General features: G+C 72.8%; 19 protein-coding genes. 9 read left to right on the forward strand and 10 right to left on the reverse strand.

Going from position 1 to position 20,301, the window contains the following annotated elements; translation table 11 throughout:
- Positions 1-2: 2 nt before the first annotated feature.
- The 3 genes from ACZ6C1_RS21315 to ACZ6C1_RS21325 form a co-directional block, all read right to left on the reverse strand.
- Positions 3-638 (reverse strand): SurA N-terminal domain-containing protein, encoded by a 636-nt coding sequence (locus ACZ6C1_RS21315; protein ID WP_469242988.1) that lies wholly within the window; start codon positions 636-638, stop codon positions 3-5.
- A gap of 91 nt (positions 639-729) precedes the next feature.
- Positions 730-1,149: a GtrA family protein gene (locus ACZ6C1_RS21320; RefSeq protein ID WP_469242715.1), complete on the reverse strand. Its 420-nt coding sequence runs from the start codon at positions 1,147-1,149 to the stop codon at positions 730-732.
- Positions 1,146-2,117: a glycosyltransferase family 2 protein gene (locus ACZ6C1_RS21325; protein WP_469242717.1), complete on the reverse strand. Its 972-nt coding sequence runs from the start codon at positions 2,115-2,117 to the stop codon at positions 1,146-1,148. Before ACZ6C1_RS21325 ends, ACZ6C1_RS21320 begins: the two co-directional genes overlap by 4 nt.
- Before the next feature lie 126 nt (positions 2,118-2,243).
- Between ACZ6C1_RS21325 and ACZ6C1_RS21330 the strand changes: the two genes are divergently transcribed.
- Positions 2,244-4,610 (forward strand): YfhO family protein, encoded by a 2,367-nt coding sequence (locus ACZ6C1_RS21330; protein WP_469242719.1) that lies wholly within the window; start codon positions 2,244-2,246, stop codon positions 4,608-4,610.
- Between the two features lie 10 nt (positions 4,611-4,620).
- On the forward strand, positions 4,621-5,439 hold the full coding sequence (locus tag ACZ6C1_RS21335) for a class I SAM-dependent methyltransferase (protein ID WP_469242720.1): 819 nt from the start codon (positions 4,621-4,623) through the stop codon (positions 5,437-5,439).
- 12 nt (positions 5,440-5,451) lie between these two features.
- Here ACZ6C1_RS21335 and ACZ6C1_RS21340 read toward each other — a convergent pair whose 3' ends face one another.
- The 3 genes from ACZ6C1_RS21340 to ACZ6C1_RS21350 all read right to left on the reverse strand — a co-directional run bounded on the left by ACZ6C1_RS21340 (position 5,452) and on the right by ACZ6C1_RS21350 (position 9,786).
- A complete protein-coding gene (locus ACZ6C1_RS21340; protein WP_469242722.1) occupies positions 5,452-6,978 on the reverse strand; it encodes a protein kinase domain-containing protein in 1,527 nt (508 codons plus the stop codon).
- Positions 6,975-7,604, reverse strand: coding sequence for a hypothetical protein (locus ACZ6C1_RS21345; protein ID WP_469242724.1), 630 nt, complete (start codon positions 7,602-7,604; stop codon positions 6,975-6,977). Before ACZ6C1_RS21345 ends, ACZ6C1_RS21340 begins: the two co-directional genes overlap by 4 nt.
- A 148-nt stretch (positions 7,605-7,752) precedes the next feature.
- Entirely contained in the window at positions 7,753-9,786 is a 2,034-nt protein-coding gene (locus ACZ6C1_RS21350; RefSeq protein ID WP_469242725.1) for an N-6 DNA methylase, read from the reverse strand.
- 201 nt (positions 9,787-9,987) lie between these two features.
- Here ACZ6C1_RS21350 and ACZ6C1_RS21355 point away from each other — a divergent pair, with 201 nt between their 5' ends.
- The 3 genes from ACZ6C1_RS21355 to ACZ6C1_RS21365 all read left to right on the forward strand — a co-directional run bounded on the left by ACZ6C1_RS21355 (position 9,988) and on the right by ACZ6C1_RS21365 (position 11,707).
- Entirely contained in the window at positions 9,988-10,863 is an 876-nt protein-coding gene (locus tag ACZ6C1_RS21355; RefSeq protein ID WP_469242727.1) for a DUF4352 domain-containing protein, read from the forward strand.
- A 77-nt stretch (positions 10,864-10,940) separates the two neighbouring features.
- The gene (locus tag ACZ6C1_RS21360) at positions 10,941-11,510 is read left to right on the forward strand and encodes a hypothetical protein (RefSeq protein WP_469242729.1); all 570 of its coding nucleotides are present in this window, start codon (positions 10,941-10,943) and stop codon (positions 11,508-11,510) included.
- Positions 11,432-11,707: a hypothetical protein gene (locus tag ACZ6C1_RS21365; RefSeq protein ID WP_469242730.1), complete on the forward strand. Its 276-nt coding sequence runs from the start codon at positions 11,432-11,434 to the stop codon at positions 11,705-11,707. Before ACZ6C1_RS21360 ends, ACZ6C1_RS21365 begins: the two co-directional genes overlap by 79 nt.
- Before the next feature lie 110 nt (positions 11,708-11,817).
- On the opposite strand, the gene ACZ6C1_RS21370 is transcribed toward ACZ6C1_RS21365, so the two are convergent.
- From ACZ6C1_RS21370 to ACZ6C1_RS21380, 3 genes are read right to left on the reverse strand one after another with little or no spacing between them, the layout of a single operon-like run.
- The gene (locus ACZ6C1_RS21370) at positions 11,818-12,561 is read right to left on the reverse strand and encodes an N-acetyltransferase (protein WP_469242732.1); all 744 of its coding nucleotides are present in this window, start codon (positions 12,559-12,561) and stop codon (positions 11,818-11,820) included.
- 51 nt (positions 12,562-12,612) lie between these two features.
- Complete coding sequence (locus ACZ6C1_RS21375; protein ID WP_469242734.1) at positions 12,613-13,359, reverse strand: HNH endonuclease family protein; 747 nt, start codon at positions 13,357-13,359, stop codon at positions 12,613-12,615.
- Positions 13,360-13,375: 16 nt separating this feature from the next.
- A complete protein-coding gene (locus tag ACZ6C1_RS21380) occupies positions 13,376-14,266 on the reverse strand; it encodes an SCO6745 family protein (RefSeq protein WP_469242735.1) in 891 nt (296 codons plus the stop codon).
- An 88-nt stretch (positions 14,267-14,354) separates the two neighbouring features.
- Between ACZ6C1_RS21380 and ACZ6C1_RS21385 the strand changes: the two genes are divergently transcribed.
- Both ACZ6C1_RS21385 and ACZ6C1_RS21390 read left to right on the forward strand, forming a co-directional pair.
- Positions 14,355-14,909, forward strand: coding sequence for a TetR/AcrR family transcriptional regulator (locus ACZ6C1_RS21385; RefSeq protein WP_469242737.1), 555 nt, complete (start codon positions 14,355-14,357; stop codon positions 14,907-14,909).
- A 98-nt stretch (positions 14,910-15,007) separates the two neighbouring features.
- Positions 15,008-15,571 (forward strand): dihydrofolate reductase family protein, encoded by a 564-nt coding sequence (locus tag ACZ6C1_RS21390; protein WP_469242739.1) that lies wholly within the window; start codon positions 15,008-15,010, stop codon positions 15,569-15,571.
- 46 nt (positions 15,572-15,617) lie between these two features.
- Here ACZ6C1_RS21390 and mfd read toward each other — a convergent pair whose 3' ends face one another.
- On the reverse strand, positions 15,618-19,148 hold the full coding sequence (gene mfd / locus ACZ6C1_RS21395) for a transcription-repair coupling factor (protein ID WP_469242741.1): 3,531 nt from the start codon (positions 19,146-19,148) through the stop codon (positions 15,618-15,620).
- Positions 19,149-19,383: 235 nt separating this feature from the next.
- Between mfd and ACZ6C1_RS21400 the strand changes: the two genes are divergently transcribed.
- A complete protein-coding gene (locus ACZ6C1_RS21400) occupies positions 19,384-19,896 on the forward strand; it encodes a SigE family RNA polymerase sigma factor (protein ID WP_469242743.1) in 513 nt (170 codons plus the stop codon).
- Positions 19,893-20,285, forward strand: a complete 393-nt coding sequence (locus tag ACZ6C1_RS21405; RefSeq protein ID WP_469242745.1) for a hypothetical protein — start codon at positions 19,893-19,895, stop codon at positions 20,283-20,285. Before ACZ6C1_RS21400 ends, ACZ6C1_RS21405 begins: the two co-directional genes overlap by 4 nt.
- Positions 20,286-20,301: the final 16 nt, after the last annotated feature.

A 20,301-nucleotide genomic window follows, 5' to 3' on the forward strand; every position in this document is an offset into this window, starting at 1 on the left:
ACCTACATCTGCCGCTGTTCGCTCAGCCGGCGGATCCAGGGTGCGGTGTACTCACCGAGCTGGATCTTGTCGTTGTCCCAGGTGCCGTACCGCGGGTTCACCTCGATGTCGAGGGCCTTGGACGCGGCCGCGAAGACCTCGGTGAGCTTCTGCTGCCCCTCCGGGGTGTTCCCGGCGCCCAGCTTCGCGGCGATCTTGTTCATGAGGACGTTGCGCCGCACCACGCTGTCGATCTCGTCCGGCGCGATGCCCTGCTGCTGCAGCAGCATCGCGGCGAGCTGCTCCTCGCCGCCGCTCTGGCCCGCGGCGGCCCGCCGGGTCTCCTGGACCTCCTTGCGGCTGGCGGTGATCCCGTGATCGGTGGCGACCTTCTCCACCACCCGGTCGAAGATCATGCCGTTCAGCTTCTCGCGGTTCAGGTCGCCGGTGGCCTCGATCAGCTGCTTCGCCTGCGGAGACGTCTCCTGGGCGCTGCGTACGTCCCTGACCTGCGCCTGGAGGGCGGCGACCTCGATCCGGTCGCCGTCGACGACGGCCGCCGCGCCCGGGTGGGCGTCGCTTCCGCAGCCGGCCAGGAGCGGGGCCGCGGCGAGGAGCGCGGCGGAGACGGAGAGCGCGGTGCGACGGCGGCGATGCAGGCGGTGCAAAGGAGCCTCCCGGCGTGGGTCGTGCGTCAGTGTGAACGACCTTGCGGTGATCGATGGTAGGCAGTGAATGTGGCTCAGGCCACTACTTCGAGGCCACTGCTTCGGTCAACGAGTCACGGGTCCGGGGGGTCTCGGGCCTCAGCATGATCGTCCGAGAGACGACGAACGTGATCGGGATGGCCGCCGCGGCGGCGAGCAGCGGGGCCCAGCGGCTGGAGAAGCCCGCCACGTCGACCAGGAGCCACACGCCGCTGGTGGTGATCACGAAGTTGGCGGCGTTGGTCAGCGGGAACAGCAGGAACTTCCGCCACGTGGGGCGGGTCCGGTAGGTGAAGCGGCAGTTCAGGAAGAAGGACCCGGTCATGGAGAGCAGGAAGGCGACGACGTGGGCGGCCACATAGGGCAGGCCGAGCGCCAGGAACGACAGGTAGAAGCCGTAGTAGGTGGTGGTGTTCACCACGCCGACCAGGGCGAACCTGACGATCTGGCCGCGGACGGTCATCGGCGTACGAGCTCCCCACGGGGTCGGTGGTCCGGTACGGGCGTGTTGGTCGCCTTCACCAGGAAGTGCGGGCGGCGTTTCACCTCGTAATAGATACGGCCCACATACTCCCCGACGAGGCCCAGCATCACCATCTGCACCCCGGCGAGTGCCGTGACCGTCACCAGCAGGGTGACATAACCGGGGGTGTCGACACCGTTCACCAGGGCGTCACCGACGATCCAGGCGGTATACGCGGCGGCGAGGGACACCAGCAGCAGGCCGAGATAGAGCGCGGCCCGCAGTGGTTTGTCGTTGAAGGAGATCAAACCGTCCAGGCCGTAGTTGAGCAGCTTGCCGAAGGTCCATTTCGAGCGGCCCTGCTCACGCCGGGCATTTTCGTACTCGAAGGTGGTGGTGCGGAATCCCACCCAGGCGAAGATGCCTTTGGAGAAGCGGTTGTACTCGGTGAGTTCCAGTATCGCGTCGACGGTCCGGCGCGACAGCAGCCTGAAGTCGCCGACACCGTCGACGAGCTCGACGTCGACGAGGCGGTTGATCAGCCGGTAGTAGACGCGGGCGGCGACGGTACGGGTCACCCGGTCGCCCCTGCGGGTGCGCCGCGCCACCACCTGGTCGAAGCCCTCGCCGTGCAGCCGCAGCATGCGGCGTATCAGCTCCGGCGGGTGCTGGAGGTCGGCGTCCATGATGACGACGGCGTCCCCGCCCGCGTGCTGCAGGCCGGCCAGCATCGCCGCCTCCTTGCCGAAATTGCGGCTGAAGGAGACATAGCGCGTACGGGAATCGGAAGCCGCGATCCCTTCGATGAGGGGGAGCGTACGGTCATGGCTTCCGTCGTCCACATAGACCAGCTCGAATTCCACGGTGAATTCCACCGCAAGGGATTCGAGTTCCGTGGTCACATGGTCGTGGAAGCGGCCGATGATCTCCTCTTCGTTGAAGCACGGCACGACTATCGAGATCAGCACGGAAGAACGACAACGGATGCGCGTGTCGGTGGCGGTCGCTCCACATGGCGGGCAGACGACCATCGCGTGAACTGGTCCGGGGGGCTGGTGATTTCCCGGAAGGGCGCTGGCATATTCGGCCGCACCATGGAGAGAAACGTGCCCCGCGCCGCGGCCCTGGCCGGGCTCCTCACCGCCCTCGCCGTCTGCGCCGGTGACGCGGTCGCCCGGACCTTCCCCTTCGGGCCACGTACGCGGGCCGTCAATGACTTGGGCAACCAGTTCGTGCCGTTCCACGCCCACCTGTGGGACCTGCTGCACGGGCGGGCGGACGGCGGGCTGTGGCTCAACTGGTCCTCCGGCTGGGGCACCAGCTTCCTCCCGGACCTCGGCACCTATCTGACCAGCCCGTTCGCCCTCCTCGTCGGGGTCTTCCCACGCGACGACATCGACCTCGCGGTGTACGTGATCACCGTTCTCAAGATGGCCGTCGCGGCCGCCGCCATGAGCCTGCTGCTGCTCGCGCAGCGCGGGGGGCCGTGGTGGGGCGCGGCGGTGCTGGGCGCCTCGTACGCGCTGTGCGGCTGGTCCGTCGTCGAGGCGTCGTACAACCCGATGTGGCTGGACGGCCTGATCGCCTTCCCGCTGCTGTGCCTGGTCGGCGAGTGGATACGGACGGGGCGGCACCCGGTGCTGGGGCCGCTGGTCGTCGCGTCGGCGTGGGTGGCCAACTTCTACACCGCCTACATGGCGACGATCGGCGCGGCGCTGGTGCTGCTGGCCCGCGGGGTCCCCGGCCGGCGGCTCCTGGGCCGGGCGGCGTGGACCCTGCTCCTGGGGATCGGGATCGCCGCGCCGGTCCTGGTACCCGTCCTCCTCGGGTCACGGCACGCCCACCCGGGCTGGACGCGGGAGTTCACGCCCGCCGGGTGGGAGGACGTGGCCGCGCGGGTGCTGCCGGCGACGTACGGCTTCTTCACCCCGGCCCTCTTCCTGGGCACGGGCGCGCTGCTGCTGGCGGCGGCGCTGCCCTTCCACCGGCGGGTGCCGGCGCGCGTGCGGTGGACATGGACGGGGCTCGTGGTGGGGGTGGTGCTGTCGATGCAGTGGGAGCCGACACATCTGATGTGGCATGTGTTCGCCACGCCCAATGGCAGCCCGTACCGGCAGACGTTCGTCCTCGCGGGGGTCGTGGTTCTCGCCGCGTGGACGGGCGTGTCCCACGGCTGGCCGGGGTGGCGGGCGCTCACCGGCGGCACGGTGGTCCTCGGCGCGGTCGCCGGGGCCGCCGCCTTCGGGGACCTGGCGTCCGGGTGGTCGTACGCGCTGTTCGCGGCGGGCCTCGCGGCCGGGGTCGGCGGCGTGGCGCTGGTCCGCCTGCGGGCGCGGCGGTACGGGATCGCCGGCGCCGTCCTGCTGGCGGGCGCCCTCGTCGGGCAGGCCGCGGCGACCACGGCGTACGCCGACCGGGAGCGGCCCGCGCGGCTGGACGACTACCCGGTCTGGGGCGCGGCGCACGAGGCGCGGGCGGCGGCGGTGGCCGCCGCGGACGGGTGGCCGCGCCATCGCACCGACCCGGGGCACCCGCAGCTCACGGGCAACGACCCGATGCTGGTCGGCGGGCAGGGCGCCGCGTACTACAGCAGCCACACCCCGGCGGTGCTGACCCGGACGCTGGCGGCGCTCGGCGGCGGCTGGACGTCGAACGGGCGGAACCTGCAGTCCCTGGACAATCCGGTGACGGACGCCCTGTTCGGGGTGGGCGCGCGGTGGCGGGGGACGGCGGTGGTGCGCAACACGGACGTGCTGCCGCTGGTGACGGTACGGGCCGGTGAACGGGAACTCCGGTACGGGCCCTCGCCGTTCCGCAACCAGGAGCTGCTGCTCGGGTCACGCGTCTACGACCTCCCCGCCGATGGCGCGTGCCCGGTCGGCAGTGACGTCCACCTCTGGGCGCCCGACTTCACGGGGACGGCACACCTGGGTGCCGACCCGCCGGTTCGGCTGCGCGGCGGCCTGCCCAAGCGGCGCGCCCCGATGACGCCGATGGGCACCCAGCGGACGGCGGGCGCGACCGTCACGCTGGACGGCGAGGGCGCCGTGCCACGGGCCGGGAGTGTCGGCTGCCTGGACCGTGCCCGGCTCTCGGCGGCCGTGGCCCGGCTGAAGAAGACCGGCGCGGTCGCCGTGCACGTCACCGGCGACGGCGTCCGCGCCGACCTGCCCCCGGGCGCACGTGGCACCGCCGTCCTGGCGACGCCCCGCATCCCGGGCTGGCGCTGCGCGGGGCGCCCCGCCGGGTCGTACGGCGGGCTGGTCGCGGTGCGGGTCGACGGCGGGCGCCCTGCCGTGGACTGCGCCTTCCGGCCGCCCGGGCTGCGTGCCGGTACCGGCCTCGGCGCCCTCGCCCTGACGGCTCTGGTGACGGTCCGCTGCGCCTGTCGCCTGCGCGCCACCAAGACTTCACCCTCGCACCACCGTGGCGTGACCCCAACGGCGACCGGAGCGGCGTAGCTTGCCCCGCATGCCCTCTCTTCTGAGCAACCGGCTGGCGAAGCGGGTCCTGCGCCCCGCGTTCGCCCTGGTCGAGCAGCGCATGGAGCGCGCGACCACCGCGCTCCAGTCCGACCTCGACGCCCTGCACCACGCGGTGGCCGACCTGCGGCGGCAGAGCTACGGCCTCGGGCTGCTGCTCGACCACGCGGGACGCGACGGGCACCGGATGCCCACCGCGACCCAGGTCGACACCCTCGTACGCGAAGTGCGCGCCGTCAGCGGTGACGACGGCGAGCGGGCCCGGCACGACATCACGATCGCCTACCGGCACCTGGTGGCGCTGGAGGCGCTCGGGGCCGGCGGCCTGGCCGGCACGGTCTCCGACGTGTGCGGGCGCCTGGCGACCGTGCCGCTGCTCACCCCGCCCAACGGCGAGGTGCTGGAGATCGGCACCGTGCACGGGCTGTTCGCGGCGGCGCTGCAACGGATGCTGCGGCGCGGCGGCGTCGAGGCGCGGCTGACCGTCGTCGACGCCCTGGACGACTCGCCCACCCGGGAGGACCTGGTGCGCGGCAACCTGCTGCTGGGCGGCGGGGCCGGTGGGGCGGACGCGGTGCGCCTCGCACGGGGCGGCTTCGACGACGCGGGCGTGCGGGAGCGGATCGCCGACCGCCGCTACGGCGTGATCGTGGTGAACGGCGAGCACGACCTGGTCGCCGTACGCGACCTCGCGGCGCCCGGGGCGGTCGTGGTGCTCGGCGCGGACGCCGGGTCCCGTCCGGCGGGGCTGACCGGGCTCGGACGGGTCGCGGACTCGGTGTACTGCCGGACGGTCACGGCCTCGTAGCGGCCTCGGCCCTCACAGGCCGCGCATCCGCCGCTGGCGTTCCAGCGCGCGGCGCAGCTCCGCGGGGAGCGGGTGGTACGGGCCGTACACCCGCTCCGTGTCGTACAGCAGGTTCTGGAGCTGCTGGTGGGCCGCCGTGTGGTCGCCCATGGCCAGGAGCAGGTGCCCGATGCGGTGCCGGATGTCGAAGGCGCGGGCCGGGTCGGCGCCGGTGGAACCGCTGCTCGTGTAGTACGGCAGGACCGCGCGGTACTCGGCGAGCGCGGCGGCCGTCTCGCCGAGCTGCTCCAGGCACAGCGCCGCGTCGTACCGGAACTGCAGCGTCTGCGGGTCGGCCGGGCCGGCCTCGGCCTCCCGGTCGTCGGCCAGGCGCCGCAACTCGGGCAGGGCGCGCCGGTACTGGCCGTCGTCCATCAGCGTGGTCGCGTACTGCTTGCGCAGGATCCGGACGACCGGGGAGCGCTCACCGTGCTCGGCCGCCGCGGCCGGGAGGATCCCACCGAGGATGTCCACGGCCTGGGTGATGCTGCCCTCGCCGAGGAGCCGCTTGACCTCGTCGACGGCGGCCGCGACGTCGGGGCGCGCCGCGGCGGGCGGGACGGGGGCCTGTGGCGCGGGCGCGGGTGTGGTGACCCGGTCGGGCCAGGGCGCGTGCGGACGGAGGAAGGGACGCGTGGGGTCGAGCGGGCCCGACGGCATCCCCCGGGTGGGCAGCAGCGGGGCGAGCGCCTCGTACACCTCCTGCGCGCCGGACGGGCGGGCTTGCGGGTCCTTGGCGAGCAACCGCAGGACCAGGGCTTCCAGCGCCTCGGGGATCTCCGGGCGCAGCTGGCGGACGGGCAGCGGCGGCTCGTAGAGGTGGCGGTGGAGGACGCCGAGGGCGGTGGAGCCGGCGAAGGGCACGTTCCCGCTGAGGAGTTCGTGGAGGAGCGCGCCGAGCGCGTACAGATCGGTGTACGGGCCGACGGCGCCGCCCATGGCTTGTTCGGGCGCCATGTAGGCGGGGCTGCCGATGGGCGAGCCGGTGTGGGTGAGGCGGGTGGTGTCGGTGTCGATGACGGACGCGACGCCCAGGTCGAGAACGGTGACCGTGCCGTCGGGCTTCACCATGACGTTCCGCGGCTTGAGGTCGCGGTGGACGATCGGCACGGCGTGCACGGCGGCCAGCACGGCGCACAGCTGGGCGCCGACGGACACGGCCCACTGCCACGGGTACGGGTCGTGCTCGGCGAGGTGGTCGGCGAGGTCGGCGCCCTCCACGTACTGCATGACCAGGTAGAGGTCGTCGCCGTCGCTGCCCGCGTCGTGGACGGTGACCAGTCCGGGGTGGGAGACCTGGGCGGTGACCCGGCACTCGCGGACGAAACGGCGGCGCATCTCGTCGGCCGCGGTGGCGGCGGCCATGTGGTCGGGGCGGAGCAGCTTGACGGCGACGCGGCGGTCGAGCCGGCCGTCGTACGCCGTCCAGACCTGGCCCATGCCGCCCTGGCCTATGACGGTGGACAGCTCGTACCGCCCGGCGATGACCCGCCCGTTCACCGGCTCTCGTCCCGGGGGTCGCGCGGTTCGTTGCGGAGGAGGTCGCTGAGCTCGTCGAGCTCGGCGCGCACCTGGTCGATGCGCTGCGACGTGGGCTTCGCGGGGGGCTGGGGCTGCGGCACCTGCTGAGGTTGGGGTGCCGGCTGGGGGTTGGGCTGCGGTACCGCTTGCTGCACGGGCCGGGGCGGGACGGGCTGCGGCGCCGGCCCGTAGGCCCGCGGATAGCCGTAACCGGCCGCCTGCTGGGGGTACGTCGTGGAGTACGGCGTGACGGGCGCGGGCGGCGCGGAAAGCCGCTCGTAGTGGCGGATGTCGACGTACAGGAAGTAGCCGGTGAACACGACGGCGTTGAGGAGGACCGAGCCCATGGCCAGGTCCGCCTGCAGGGTTTCTATGTCCTCGGGCAGGAAGGCCAGACCGGTGATGATGACCACGATGGACAGGGCGAACAGGACCCAGTCCAGCGTCCGGCGCGTCACGATCGCGAGCCGCAGGGTGGTCGCCCAGGTGAGGAACCCGATGCTGAGCAGCGGGAGCAGCGCGAAGACGACGCGCAGCACGACCACCGCCGTCGGCGACGGGCGACGGGGCTGTGGTGGCACGATGCCGTAGCCGGGGCCGTACATTGCTGCTCCTGGGCGAACGAGTCGGTTTCGGAAGTGAGCGTATACACCGACACGGACAACCGCGTCCGGGTTGTACGGAACCGTTGCCGAACCGATCACCAAGGGGCCCTGGTCAGGGCTTGAGTCAGGGCTTGAGTCAGGCCTTGAGTCAGGCCTCCACCGTGCCGTCCGTCAGCCCGTCGTACATGCCCTGCACCAGCCGCTCGCCCAGCCGCCCGGTGAGGCGCAGGGCTTCTTCGAACTCGGCGAGCGCCCGGAACCGTTCGCCGTACCGCTGCTGCTCGGTGAGCGGCAGGCGGGGCAGCTGGAGGCGCCGCACGTCGAGGCGGGTGGCGGTGGACGCGTAGCTGCTGGCCTGGCGGTTGTTGGCGGTGCCGCGCAGGAAGCCCGCCAGGAACCAGGGGTCGAGCGCCGCCGGGTCGGGGCGCAGTAGCTGGAGGTTGCGGCCGAGTGCGGCGCCCGCGGTGGCCTCGTCGACGACGCGGGCGACCGCCCCGCCGCCGAGGACGGGGACGACGACGTCTCCGGCACGTACGAGCACGGGCACCTCACCGGTGCCTTCGGTCAGGCTTCCGGAGGGGGCCTGACCGGCCAGCACGTCCTGCTCGGTGAGGACCGGCAGGCCGGCCGGGCCGGTGCCGGTGCCCCCGGCGCGCAGCTCCAGGGCGCCGGTGCGGGCCAGTTCGCCCACGGTGACACCGGGAAGGCGGGCGGGCTCGGGGCGTGCGGGGGTGCGGAGGGGCGGTGGGGTGAGTTCGCCGGTGCGGCGCAGCACCGCCGTCAACCGGTCGCGCACCCCGGCCAGTTCCTCGGCCCCGCCGGCGGCGGCCGGGGGCGGCAGGTGGCGGGCGGGCGCGAGGTCCACGTCGTCGTCGAGGAGCTCGATGACGGGGACCGCCCGGTGGGCGCCGGGCCGTTCCGTCACCGTGCCGTGCTTGTCGAAGGGCCTCCACGCGTCGAGGACGGCGGTGTGGACGGCCGGCCAGTCGAGCTTGTCGCGGCCCGCGTCGGTGTGCTCGGCGGTGTCGACGACCAGGAGTTCCGGTGAGGCGGGGACGCCCGCGGCGGGCTTGCGCAGCACCCACAGGTGGAGCGGGATGCCGTACGGGGGTGCCGCCCCGGCCGGGAGGGCGACGACCGCCCGGAGCGCGCCGCGGCGCAGCAGGTCGGCGCGGATGCGGCGGCCCGAGCGGCGGGAGGCGGCGGCGGGGGGCATCAGCAGGACGGCGGTGCCGCCGGGGCGCAGCCGGGCCAGCGCGTGCTGGACCCAGGCCAGTTCGGACTCGGTGCGGGCGGGGAAGCCGTACTCCCAGCGGGGGTCGTAGGCCAGTTCCTCGTGGCCCCAGTTGCGCTCGTTGAACGGCGGGTGGCAGAGCACCGCGTCGGCGGCGAGCTGGGGGAAGGCGTCGGAGCGCAGTGAGTCGCCGGCCCGGGCGCGGACCTCGGCGCCGGACCGCAGGGCCAGGCGGAGGGCGGTGAGCGCGGCCAGGTCGCGGTCGGTCTCCTGGGCGTACAGGGCGGTCGGCTGGGTGGCGGCGCGCAGCAGGGCGCCGGTGCCGCAGGCCGGGTCGAGGACGGTTCCGGCGGGTCCGACGAGCTCGGCCATGAGGGCGGCGGGGCCGGGCGGGGTGAGCGTGTACTGGCGCGGGTTGGCGTCCAGGTGGCGGCCGAGGAGGAACTCGAAGGCCTGCCGGGCGCCCGTCTCGGCGGCGAGCTCGGTGACGGCACGCAGCAGCGGGACGGAGGGGGTGAGCTCGGTGGGGTTCGGGGTGGGGACGGCCCGCTCGATTCCGAAACGGAGCGTCAGGACCTCCTCCAGGGCGGTGGGCAGCAGGTCGGCCATGCGCTCGTCGGAGACGGCGGTCAGCTCCAGCCAGCCGCTGGACCTGTCGCGTACGAGGAGGAGGGCGCAGCCCGCGTGGACGAGGGCGGTGACCGCTCCGGCGGGGTGCCCGGCGATCTGCTGCCAGACGCGTTCACGCAGCGGTACCTCGGCGAGCTTGCCCTGGGCGCGCAGCCACTGCTCGACCTCGGCGAGGGCGAAGGACGGGCTGGTCTCGGTGCCGCCGACGGGCTTGGGGAAGTCGGCGTGCCGACGCCGCCAGTTGCTCACGGCGGCGCGCCCCACCCCGGCGAGGCGGGCGATCCCGGCCGCGGTCACCTCTGCTGCGTTGTCCGGCACCGGCCGTCTCCCTTCCGTCTGCTGCTGTGGCGCCGATCCTACAGCCGTGCACAAGAGAGATGACTTCACAGTGTGAGGGGATCCAAATCCCGTGAACCGTGTTGACTCGGTTCACAGGCTCTGGTCTTATTGACCCGTCGCCACACGGGGCAGCCGCACGGGCCCCACCACAGACCCTTGTCACTGTCCGGGAGGACACCCATGTCCGACTTCACGCAGCAGCCCCAGCACGGCACCCACCAGGCCTACCCCGGCTCGGGCCCGTACGGAGGCGCCCCCGCTCCCCACCAGCAGCCGGCCCGCAACGGCCTCGGCACCGCCGCGCTGGCCCTCGGCATCATCGGCGCCCTCTCGGGCCTCATCCCGTTCCTGTTCTGGCTGACCGGCATCCTCGGCGTGCTCGCCCTGGTCCTCGGTCTGGTCGGCCGTGGGCGGGTCAAGCGGGGCGAGGCCGTGAACAAGGGCGTCACGACGACCGGCGCGGTGCTCGGCCTGGTCGCACTGGTCCTCTCCGTCGTCGGCGCGGTGATCACCTTCAAGGCCGCGGAGGAACTGGTGGAGGTCGAGAAGGAAGTGAGCGCCAGCGCGCCGGCGGACCCGGCCTCCGGCAAGAGCAGCGCCGCCCCGACCGAGAAGGCCCCCGCCGCCGCCGAGGACACCGACGAGAGCGACGCCGCAGCGGGCAAGCCGCTGGCCCCCGGTGACACCTCCATCTACGACGACGACGTCCAGGTCACCGTCTCCGCCGCCACGTCCGTCAAGCCCGGCGAGTTCGCCATCGGCCACACCGAGGGCAACAAGGCCTACGAGCTGACGATCGTGGTCGAGAACGGCGGCAAGGAGAAGTTCTCCACCGACACCCTCACCGTCAGCGCCCGCGCCGGCAAGGACGGCGTCACCGCCGAGGAGATCTTCGACGGCGACACGTACGGCAAGGGCTTCTCGGGCGAAATCCTGCCCGGCAAGAAGGCCACGGTGAAGTACGCCTTCGACGCCCCCGCCGACGCCAAGACGCTGACCGTCGAGGTCCTCCCCGGCTTCGACTACAACGCCACCCAGTGGGACCTGAAGCTCTGACCGGCCCCACGGCACCGCCCCTCCCCCACGGCGCGCCCTCCCCCTGACCCTCCACCTCATCCGGAGAAAGCACCCCCATGTCTTCCACCGCCCTCCGCACGTTCAAGCGCCCCGCCCTGGCCGCCCTCTGCGCCGCCGCGGCGCTCGGCCTGACCGCATGCGGCCCGTTCGGTTCCGGCGCGCAGGCGAAGGAGTCCGGTCCGTTCGCCGGACTGTCCGGCCCGCAGATCGCCAACAAGGCCATCAAGGCCACGAAAACCGCCGACTCCCTCACCCTCGACGCGAACCTCAAGACGTCCGAGGGCCAGATGAAGGCCTTCCTCGCCCTCGACACCAAGGGCCAGTGCTCGGGGACCATAACCATGGGATCCACCGGCACCATGGAGCTCATCAAGACCGGCGAGCTCGCCTACATGCGCTTCGACGAGGCCTTCCTGCGCGAACAGAACGAGGGCGGTTCGCCGGAGGAGACCGAAGCGGTCCTGAAGATGCTCAAGGGCCGCTGGGTGAAGACCGACGCCACGGACCCGGAGTTCAAGGACGGCCTGGAGATGTGCGAACTGGCCAGATGCTGTCCGAGTTCGAGACGGGCATCAGTTTCGCCAAGCGCGGCGAGGAGACCACCGTCAACGGCAAGAAGGCACTGACGCTCACAGAGAAGGACGGCGACACCACGTACAAGATCTACGTGGCGACGGAGGGCGAGCCGTACCTGCTCAAGATCGACCAGAAGGGCGGCGAGGACCCCGGGACCGTGTCCCTGAAGGACTACAACAAGCCGGTCCCGTCGAAGAAGCCCGCCGCGAAGGACATTCTCGACCTCGACGAGCTCGGAAAGCAGTAACCACGCCCACGGGGGGAACTGGGACACGGGGGAAGCACGGGGGAAGCCGGACAGACCGTCGGAGGGGGCGGCCTGTCCGGCTCCGTCGTGCGTCCCCGGCGCTCCGGCGCCTACAGCCGGTGGCGCACCCACACATTGGGCTCGACGTACACGGCGTACCCGCTCGACGCCTCGCACCGCACCGGCACCAGCGCGCCCTCCACCTGCACCGGGCCGTCCGTGTCGAACGGCAGCCCGGTCCACTCCCGCCAGCGTTCCACCGAGTGAGCGATCGTCATCGACGCGGGCGCCACCGCCTCCACGACCCCGCCCGCGCGGACGTGGACCCGCAGCCACGGATCGTGCGGCAGCCCGTCCTCCCGTGTGCGGAAGGCGTACTCCGCCATCGGCACATCCGGCTCCGCGTGCTTGCCGTTCGGCCGCACCGGGGCGACGACCTCCCGGAAACCCAGCCGCCGCGCGTTGTCCCGCATCGCCGCCAGCATCCGGGCCGACAGGCCCTTGCCCTGTACGCCGGTGTCGACGGTGACCTCGATCGCGCTCACCGTGTCGGGTATGCGCCCGTGCCGCCGGTCCGAGAACGCCCACAGCAGCACCTGGTCCCAGCCGGTCGCCGGCAGCTCGCCGCGCCCCTCCGCGCGGAGCTGGAACGGAACGCTGAACGCCCGTGCCACCAAAGCCCCTTCGGAGTCGGTCGCCACCAGCACGTACTCCGGCAGCTCCGCGACGATCCGCCCGATGTTCGCCCAGCCGATCGGGTCGTGCAGCATGAACTCGGGCCACAGGTCGGCCATCTGCCACATGGGGGCCTGGAGTTCGGGGCGCTCGGCAAGCGTCGTGATGTGCAGTTCCATTCGGGCAGGCTAAACAGCCCCTCCCCCCGGTCCAACCCATTTACGCGCGGCTCACCCACCGCACTGGGCGCGCATCACCCGCCTGTCGGCCTCGGTCACCGGAAGCCGGTACTTCAGCGCCACCTGGGCGAACCGCACCACGTACGCGCACCGGATCTCCCGGTCCGGCGGCAGCCAGGACGCCGGGCCGGAATCGCCCTTGCGGCTGTTCGTCGGGCCGTCCACCGGCAGCAGGTTCAGCGGATCGTTCGCGAACTGCTCCCGCCGGGGCTCCGGCCAGCGGGAGGACCCCATCTGCCAGCTGTACGACAGCGGGACGACATGGTCCACCTGCACCTGAGCCGCCTCCGCCTTCTTCCAGGGGATGGCCTTGCCCGTGTACGGGTCGTGCAGGGTCATCGCCACGACCACGCAGTCGGAACCGGAGCGGAAGCGCAGCTCCTGGCCGTCGCGGCGCAGCAGGTCGTTGCGGGTGTCGCAGCCGTTGCGCGCCAGCGGTACGCCGTCGGCGGTGTCCATCCAGGCGTAACCGAACTCGTCCCGGTCGTAGCCGGTCTTCGGTCCGCGGCCCTTCACGGTGAGCGTGCCGATGAGCCGCCGTGCCTCCGACCGGTCGGCGTCCGAGGCGAGAGGCGCCAGACCCGGCTTCGTGCCGTCCGGGTTGTCCAGCGGGCGGGACGCGCGTGTGGGCGGCGCCCCGTGTCCCGACGAGGTGTCGTCCAGCACCTCGCACCCGGCGACGAGGGACACGGCGACGGCGAGTGCCGTGGCGGACAGGGTGGTCCGGAGCGTACGCATGTGCGCATCGTAGGGGTCAGACCTTGCCGACCCCGAGGGTGTTCTCACTCGGGAGCAGCCCGCTTCCCAGGACGGCGAGCCATATGCCGCCGAGGAGCTCGGCGAGCCGTGCCGTCTCCTGTTCGCCGAGCACCGCCCAGGGCTGCGCGGCCAGTTCGTCCGTACGCCGCTCGACGTCGTCGCGCAGCGCCCGCCCCGCCGCGGTCGCGGTGCCTCCCCCGGAGCCGTCGGCCCGGGTGGTGCCCCCGGCGTCGATGAGCCCGCGCGCGGTGAGCCGTTCGCGGGCGGCCGTCCACTCGGCGTCGCTCCAGCCACGGCTCGCGAAGGTCCGGGCGGGCGCGGCGCCGACGGCGGCGAAGGAGACGAGCGCCTCGACCGGGTCGAGACCGGCGCCCAGGAGCGCGGCCAGGTGGCCGTCGCCGCGGTGCTCGCGCAGCACGGTCGCCGCCTGCCACAGGACCAGGTGAGGCTCCTCGGGCCACCGCAGCGCCGCGTTGGCGGCGGCGAGCGGCCGCCCGGCGGTCACGGCGGCCTCGGCGGCGCGCCGGGCGAGGCCGGCGGCCTCGCCCAGCTCGCCCACCCCTTCCCCGAGCAGCCGCCGGTAGAACCGGTCCACCGCCCGCAGCCGCGCCGCCGGCACGTCCCCGGGCGCGGCGACCCGCCACGCGGCCGGCACGTACCGCTCCACCATCGCGGGGGCGAAGCTGTAGAACGCGGACGTCACCTGTCCGGCGCCCACGGGCCCGAGCGGCGCGGCCCGCCACGCGAAGTAGGAGGGCCAGCGCTCCTCGGTCGCGTACCCGAGCGCGGCTGCCTCCTCGAACGCCTCGGGCGCGTAGTAGAGCACGGCGTGCAGGGGCTCCAGCAGGTGCCACATCTGCCGTACGCGACCCAGGTCCTGGTTCATGACGCCTCCCGATCTAGTCACTGTCCAGATCGAGCGTCCGCCAGAACACGCATCTTGTCAATGCCTAGATTCGGCGTACGGTGTCCCCATGACCAGAAAGCACGCCTACCACCACGGCGACCTGCGGCGGGCCGTCCTCGCCGCCGCCCTCGACGTCATCGGCTCCGACGGCCCGGCCGCCCTCAGCCTCCGCGACCTCGCCCGCCGCGCGGGGGTGTCCCACGCGGCCCCCGCCCACCACTTCAAGGACCGCACCGGCCTGCTGACCGCCATCGCGGCCGAGGGGTTCGACCTGCTGGCGGCGACGCTCGCGGACGCGACCGACCTGCGTGACGCGGGCGTCCGGTACGTACGCTTCGCCATGGACCACCCCGCGCACTTCCAGGTCATGTTCCAGCCGGACCTCCACCGGCCCGAGGACCCCGCGCTCCAGGAGGCCAGGTCCCGTGCGGGCGACCGCCTCCGCGAAGCCGTGACCGGCGCGGTCGACACCGACGACCCCCGCCTCGCGGGAGTCGCGGCCTGGTCCCTGGCCCACGGTTTCGCCACGCTGCTCCTGACCCACAACCTCACCGGCCCGGTGGGCGACCGTGACCCGCAGGACGTCTTCCACGCCCTCACCGGCATGCTGTTCAGCGGCTGACCGGAAACCCCGCTCGCCGGCCGATGAGTTTCCGCCCCAGCCCCGGTCTGAACCGACAACGACACCAACGACCCGCCCACGGTTGAGGAGCGAATCCCATGCGCACGTTCAAGCTTCAGGTCCAGATGAGCGTCGACGGCTACATGGCCGGACCGAACGGGGAGATGGACTGGCTGACGTTCCCGTGGACCGACGACATCAACGCCCACCTCGACGCCCTCACCGCCCCGGTCGACTGCATCGTGCTGGGCCGCAGGCTCGCCGAGGGGTTCATCCCCGCGTGGGCCGCCGGCCCCGAGGGCGAGGACCAGGCGTCCATCGACAAGATGAACGACACGCCCAAGGTCGTCGTGTCCGACAGCCTCACCGAGTCGCCGTGGCGGAACGCCGTCGTGGCCGGCGGGGACCTCGCCGAGATCGTGACCGATCTCAAGTCCCGGCCGGGCGGCGACATCATCACCTACGGCGGCGCCACACTCGCCCAGCGCCTGATCGCCGCCAACCTGCTCGACGAGCTGCATCTGCTCGTCAACCCGGTCGCGCTCGGCGCCGGCCTGCCCGTCTTCGCCGACACCGGCGCGTACCAGCGGCTCCACCTGGTCGCCGCCCGCCCCTTCGACTGCGGCATCACCGCCCTGCACCTGGAGCCGAAGCGCACCTGAGCGGCGCGACGGGACGGGAACCGCCGGCCGCGCGGCGCCGAGGGCGCTACGACCCCAGGATCGTCGTCAGGAACTCCCCCGTCCACGCCAGCAGTTCACGCCCCACCACCGGCTTGCCACCGATCTTGCCCGTGGTCGGGCGGGGGACCAGGACCTGACGGGTGGGGGCCTTGATCACCGTACGGGGGTAGAGGCGCTTCAGGCGCAGCTCCTGCGACTCGCGCAGCTCCACCGGGGCGAAGCGGATGTTCGGGCCCTGGAGGACGATCTCGCCGACACCGCACGCGCGGGCCAGCATCCGCAGGCCGGCGACCAGCAGGAGGTTCTCGACCGGCTCGGGCAGCTTGCCGTAGCGGTCGGTCAGCTCCTCGCGGACCGCCTTGATGTCCTCCTCCGAGTTCGCGGAGGCGATCGCCCGGTACGCCTGGAGGCGCAGCCGCTCGCCGGGGGCGTAGTCGTGCGGGACGTGCGCGTCGACCGGGAGCTCGATCTTGACCTCCAGCGGCGGCTCCTCCTCCACGCCGCCCTCCAGGGAGGCGCGGTAGTCGGCGACCGCCTCGCCCACCATGCGGACGTACAGGTCGAAACCGACGCCCGCGATGTGGCCGGACTGCTCGCCGCCCAGCAGGTTGCCCGCGCCGCGGATCTCCAGGTCCTTCATGGCGACGTACATGCCGGCGCCCATCTCGGTGTGCTGGGCGATGGTCGCCAGCCGCTCGTGGGCCGTCTCGGTGAGCGGCTTCTCCGGCGGGTAGAGGAAGTACGCGTAACCCCGCTCGCGGCCACGGCCGACCCGGCCGCGGAGCTGGTGGAGCTGCGACAGGCCGAAGTTGTCACCGCGCTCGACGATGAGGGTGTTGGCGTTGGAGATGTCGATGCCCGACTCCACGATGGTCGTGGAGACCAGGACGTCGAACTTCTTCTCCCAGAAGTCGACGACCACCTGTTCCAGGGCCTGTTCGGTCATCTGGCCGTGGGCGATCGCGATCCGGGCCTCGGGGACGATCTCGCGGAGGCGGGCCGCCGCCCGGTCGATGGACTCCACCCGGTTGTGGATGTAGAAGACCTGGCCCTCGCGCAGCAGCTCACGGCGGATCGCCGCGCCGATCTGCTTCTCCTCGTACGGGCCGACGAACGTGAGGACCGGGTGCCGCTCCTCGGGCGGCGTGGTGATGGTCGACATCTCCCGGATGCCGGTCACCGCCATCTCCAGGGTGCGGGGGATGGGGGTGGCGGACATGGTGAGGACGTCGACGTCGGCGCGGAGCTTCTTCAGCTGCTCCTTGTGCTCCACACCGAAACGCTGCTCCTCGTCGACGATGACCAGGCCCAGGTCCTTGAACTTGGTCTCGGACGAGAACAGCCGGTGGGTGCCGATGACGATGTCGACCGAGCCGTCCTTCAGGCCCTCCAGCGTCGCCTTCGCCTCCGTGTCGGTCTGGAACCGGGACAGGGCGCGCACGACGACCGGGAACTGCGAGTACCGCTCGGAGAACGTGCCGAAGTGCTGCTGCACGAGGAGCGTGGTCGGGACGAGGACGGCGACCTGCTTGCCGTCCTGCACCGCCTTGAACGCGGCACGGACGGCGATCTCCGTCTTGCCGTAGCCGACGTCGCCGCAGATCAGGCGGTCCATGGGGACCGTCTTCTCCATGTCCTCCTTCACCTCGGCGATGGTGGAAAGCTGGTCGGGCGTCTCCGCGTACGGGAAGGCGTCCTCCAGCTCCCGCTGCCACGGGGTGTCCGGGCCGAAGGCGTGTCCGGGGGCGGCCATGCGGGCGCTGTACAGCTTGATCAGGTCGGCGGCGATCTCCTTGACCGCCTTCTTCGCCCGCGCCTTGGTCTTGGTCCAGTCGGCGCCGCCGAGCCGGTGCAGCGTGGGGGCCTCGCCACCGACGTACTTGGTGACCTGCTCAAGCTGGTCGGTGGGGATGTAGAGCCGGTCACCGGGCTGGCCGCGCTTGGCGGGGGCGTACTCGACCAGGAGGTACTCGCGGGTGGCGCCCTGGACCGTGCGCTGCACCATCTCGATGTAGCGGCCCACACCGTGCTGCTCGTGGACGATGTAGTCGCCGGTCTCCAGGGTGAGCGGGTCGATCGTCTTGCGGCGCCGCGTCGGCATCCGCTGCCCGTCCTTGCCTGCCGCCTTCTGGCCGGACAGGTCGGTCTCGGTGAGGACGGCGAGCTTGAGCGCCGGGTCGACGAAGCCGTACTCGATCGAGCCGCACGCCACGTGGACGAGCGACGGTGAGATGTCGGTCAGGTCGGAGTCGAGGCGGGCCGCGATGCCCTCGCCGCCGAGCACCTCGGCCGTACGGGCCGCCGGGCCGTGCGCCTCGGTGACGTACACCGTGCGCCAGCCGTCCGCCAGCCAGCCCTTGGTGTCGGCGAGGGCTCTGGCGGTGTCGCCGCGGTACGACTCCGGGGCGTGCATGCCCAGCTCGAGGGTGCCCTCGTCGAGCTCGGCGTCGGCGGCGAACGGCGACACCGACCACCACATCATCCCGAGCTCGCGCGCCCGGTCCCGCACGTCCGCGATGCCCCACAGCGAGGCCGCGCCGACGTCGATCGGCGCCTCGCCGCCGCCGGCGGTCGCCGCCCACGACGCGTGCAGGAACTCCTGGGAGGTGGCCACCAGGTCGGCCGCCCGGGTGCGCACCCGCTCCGGGTCGCACACCACCGCCATGGAGCCCTTGGGCAGCACGTCGAGCAGCAGCTCCATGTCGTCGACGAGGACCGGGGCGAGGGACTCCATGCCCTCCACCGCGATACCCTCGGCGATCTTGCCGAGCAGTTCGCCCAGCTCGGGGTGCTCCTCCGCCAGGGCGGCCGCCCGTCGCCGCACCTCGTCGGTGAGCAGCAGCTCACGGCAGGGCGGCGCCCACAGACCGTGCTCGGCGACCTCAAGGGACCGCTGGTCGGCGACCTTGAAGTACCGGATCTCCTCGACGTCGTCGCCCCAGAACTCGACGCGCAGCGGGTGCTCCTCCGTCGGCGGGAACACGTCCAGGATCCCGCCGCGCACCGCGAACTCGCCGCGCTTCTCGACCAGCTCCACGCGCGCGTACGCGGCGGCCGCGAGGCCCTCCACCACGTCGTTCAGGTCCGCCTGCTGACCGGTGCGCAGGAACACCGGCTCCAGGTCGCCCAGGCCCTTGACCTGCGGCTGGAGCACGGAGCGCACGGGGGCGACGACGATCTGGACGGGGCCGGTCGCCGGGTCGTCCGCGGACGGGTGGGCGAGGCGGCGCAGCACGGCCAGGCGACGGCCCACGGTGTCGGAACGGGGCGAGAGGCGCTCGTGCGGCAGCGTCTCCCAGGACGGGTACTCCACGACCGCGTCGGGGTCCAGCAGGCTGCGCAGCGCGGCCGCCAGGTCCTCCGCCTCCCGCCCGGTCGCCGTCACGGCGAGCACCGGGCGGCCGGCGTCCCGGGCCAGCGCGGCAAGCGCGAAGGGGCGCGCGGCGGGCGGGCCGACCAGGTCGACGTGGGCCCGGTGGCCATCGGCGGCGGCCTTCACCGCTTCGGCGAGGGCGGGGTCCTTGACGACGGCGTCGAGCAGACCGTGCAAGCTCATGAAGGCTTCCATCCGGGATGTGGGCAACGCGAAGGGCCCGACACGTCTCACGGGCCGGGGGTTTCCCAGCGTACGACGTCGGTCCGACACTCGCGCCCGAAACCTCCCCCGCCCCACGAAGCGACCCGCGCAACGACCCACGGACTGTCCGAAAATTCGTGCGGCACAGTGTCAACCGGGACCGCCCCTCCGGACGTATACGCCATGAGACCTGTCCGATCCGCTGGGAGCCGCATTGACCGAAGAGGAGTTCCAGGAGCTCTACGCCCACTCCGCCGCGCGGCTCGTCGGCCAGCTGTACCTGATGACAGGTGACCTCCACGAGGCCCAGGACGTGGTCCAGGAGGCGTTCGTACGGGCTTGGGGGCGCCGCTCCCGGCTGTCCCGGGACGCCGGGCCCGAGGCGTGGCTCCGTACCGTCGCCTGGCGGCTCGCCGTCAGCCGGTGGCGCCGCCGCCGGCGGTCCACCGAGGCGTGGCGCCGGCACGCGGGCGGCGTCACGGACACGGCGCCCGAGCCGGGCCCCGGGACGGTCGCCCTGGTCACGGCGCTGCGCCGGCTGCCCGACCGGCAGCGGCGGGTCGCGGTCCTGCACTACGTCTGCGACCTGAGCGTGGACCAGGTCGCCGCCGAGACCGGCGTCTCGGCCGGAACGGTCAAGACGCACCTGTCCCGGGCGAGGAACGCCCTCGCACCCCACCTGTCCGCCACCGAGGAAGCCGACGAAGGCCGAGGAGCAGCACGGTGACCGATCCGCGTGACGAAGCCCTCGACCGGACCCTGGCCGCCGCCCTCAAGGCCGCCGCCACGGACGGGGCGCGGGCGGCCGTGCCCGCACCCGCCGCCCAGGTGGCCGCACGGGGCAGCCGCCGCCGGCGCCGTACCGTGGCGGCGGCCGCCGCCTTTGCCGTGTGCGTCCTGGCCACCTCGGGCGCGCTCGCGGCGCACGGGCTCCGGCCGGACCCGTTGCCCCAGCCCCTGTCCCCCTCTTCGCCGTCGCCGTCGCCGTCGCCGATGACGTCGTCCCCCTCGACCGCGTCGCCGTCCCTCGCGCCCCCGTCGTCGGCCACCCCCACCCGCACCGGGACGGTGTTCCCCTCCGACTCCCCGACCCCCACCGGGTCCCGCACCCCGTAAGCGTCCCGAAGGAGCC

This window comes from Streptomyces sp. NPDC041796 (assembly GCF_055590785.1).